The organism is Amycolatopsis minnesotensis (genome assembly GCF_039529815.1).
GTDB classification, from domain to species: Bacteria; Actinomycetota; Actinomycetes; order Mycobacteriales; family Pseudonocardiaceae; genus Amycolatopsis; species Amycolatopsis minnesotensis.
The window spans coordinates 1-2707 of record NZ_BAAANN010000105.1 but is presented as its reverse complement, the minus strand read 5'-3'; the positions used below and the strand labels follow the sequence as shown (position 1 = coordinate 2707).

Annotated in this window: 1 protein-coding gene; it reads right to left on the bottom strand. The window is 71.5% G+C overall.

Going from position 1 to position 2707, the window contains the following annotated elements:
- Positions 1-2707, bottom strand: a 2707-nt coding sequence (locus ABD256_RS43970; protein WP_344432344.1) for a type I polyketide synthase, incomplete at both ends; no start/stop codon positions are given.

Sequence of the window (2707 nt, the reverse complement as noted above, 5' to 3'; positions counted from 1 at the left end):
CCCCGCACCACAGCCAAGACCTCGTGCCCGTTCGCCACCGCATCCGACAACCGCTCCACCAGGAGCACGCCCACGCCCTCGCCCCACCCGGTGCCGTCGGCACCCGCGCCGAACGCGCGGCACCGGCCATCCGCCGACAACCCACCCTGCCGCGAAAACTCCACGAACCCTTCCGGGGTCGACATCACGGTCACGCCCCCGGCGACCGCGAGCGAACACTCCCCGGTGCGCAGGGCCTGCATCGCCCAGTGCAGCGCGACCAGCGAGGACGAACACGCGGTATCCACCGTCACCGCGGGCCCCTCGAACCCGAACGCGTAAGCCACCCGCCCGGAGAGCACGCTTCCCGCGTTGCCGATCCCCGCGTGCCCCTCCAGCGCCTCACCCGCGCCGCGCACGGTGAGCCCGTAGTCGGCGCCGCTGGTGCCGATGAAGACACCCGTGCGGCTGCCACGCACCGAGTCCGGCCTGATGCCCGCCCGTTCGAACAGCTCCCACGAGGTTTCGAGCAGGATCCGCTGCTGCGGGTCCATCGCGACCGCCTCGCGCGGGCTGATCCCGAAGAACTCCGCGTCGAACCCGCCGACGTCGTGCAGGAAACCACCGGCGCGCGTGCTGCTGGCCGCGATCCGGTCTTCCCGCCAGCCGCGGTCGGCCGGGAACTCCGACACGACCTCGGTGCCCGTCGAGACGATGCGCCACAGGTCATCCGGGCCTGCCACCCCGCCTGGCAACCGGCACGCCATCCCCACGATGGCGATGGCATCTTCGGCGGCCACCGCGCTCTCGGCGGGTTCCTCCACCGGAGAGGTCTCGCCGCCGAACTCCGCGTCGATGAGCCGGGCGAGATCCGCCGGTGTCGGGTAGTCGAACACGAGCGTCGACGGGAGCCGCAAGCCGGTCGCCGCGTTGACCCTGTTGCGCAGTTCGACTGCGGTGAGCGAATCGAAACCGAGGTCGCGGAAGGCCAGCCCGCCGGTGATCGCGTCGGCTGAGGCGTGGCCGAGCACGTCGGCGGCGTGCTCGGCCACGAACCCGACGATCGCCCGCTCACGATCGGGCCCGGTCTTGCCTGCCAGCGCGGCCGCGAAGGAAGGCTGAGTCGTCTCGCCCCGCTCGCGCTCGGGTTGGGCGGCTTCGGGCAGCAGGTCAAGAAGCCTGCGTCGCCTCGTCGCACGGTAGACCGGCGCGAAACGGGCCCAGTCGAAGTCGGCGACCACGAGGGTCGGGTCGGGTTGTGCCACCGCATGGCGCAGCACCTCGAAGGCGGCCTCCGGCCGCAAGGGCGCCACACCACCGTGTTCCAGCCGACCCGCCAAGGTCTCGTTGCCGTCGGCCATCCCCGGGCCCTGCCACGGACCCCACGCCACCGACAAGGCAGGGAGACCGCTTTCGCGGCGCATGCGGGCCAAGGCGTCCAGGCAGGCGTTCGCCGCCGCGTAGTTGGCCTGGCCGGGGTTCCCCACGGTTCCCGCGGTCGAGGAGTACAGCACGAACGCGGCGAGGTCCAGGTCCTTTGTGCACTCGTGGAGGTTCGACGCGGCGGTGGCCTTCGCCCGGAGCACGGTGGCGAACTTCGCCACGTCCTGCGCGGCGATCATGCCGTCGTCGAGCACCCCGGCGGCGTGGAACACCGCGGTCAGCGCACTACCCTCGCCGGTGAGGCGTTCGAACAGATCGGCCACGGCGGCGCGCTCGGCCACGTCGCAGGCAACCACGGTCGCCCGGACGCCGAGCCCGGTCAGGTCTGCGACCAGCTCGGCCGCTCCCGGCGCGGCTTCACCGCTGCGGCTGGTCAGCACCACGTGCTCGGCGCCGTTGACAGCGAGCCATTTCGCGAGGCTTCCGCCGAGCGCGCCGGTGCCGCCGGTGATCAGGACGGTGCCCGACGGCTGCCACGCGTCACCACTTCCCGGCGCGCGGACGAGCCTGCGCGCGAAGGTGCCCGAAGGCCGTAACGCGATCTCGTCCTCGCCGTCCGCCGCGGCCAGCACCCCGGCGAGCCGCCGCTGGGCGCTTTCGTCCAGTACTGCGGGCAGATCGATCAGCCCGCCCCAGCGCTCCGGCGATTCGGCCGCCGCGACCCTGCCGAATCCCCAGACCATCGCCTGGTCCGGGTCGTGCGCCGCGCCGGAGGTCACCGCCCAGACCGGTGCGTCGACCTCGGCGGCCACGAGTTCGGCGGTCGCGGCCAAGCCCGCCGGGACCGCACTCGAACCGGGATGCGGTGACACGTCCAGTGCCAGTAGGGAAAGCACACCGGCAATCGGGGAGTCGCCCACTGCCAAGCGAAGCCGTCCGAGGATCTCCTCGCCGGGTTCTACGCTGAGGATGATCGTTCGTGCGCCGTACTGTTCGAGTGCGGCAATGCAAGCCTCTTCGTGACGGCTCGCGGGCGAGGTCATCACGAGCCAGGTACCGGACAACACGGGTGCGCCACCCGGTTCGATCGAGACCCAGGTTTCGCGGTACCGCAAGGGATCGGTCACCGTCTCGGGCCTGCTCTTGGCCCAGTAGTGGCGGTGTTGGAAGGGGTAGGTGGGGAGGTTGAGGTGGTTTCCGGTGGTGGTGGTCCAGGTGATGGGGGTGCCGTGGGTGTGCAGGGTGGCGAGTGCGGTGGCGAGGGTGTGGTTCTCGTTGGTGTGGGGTCGGTGGGTGGGGATGGTGGTGGTGTCGGGGTGGCTGGTGGTGATGGCTGTGCTCAGGC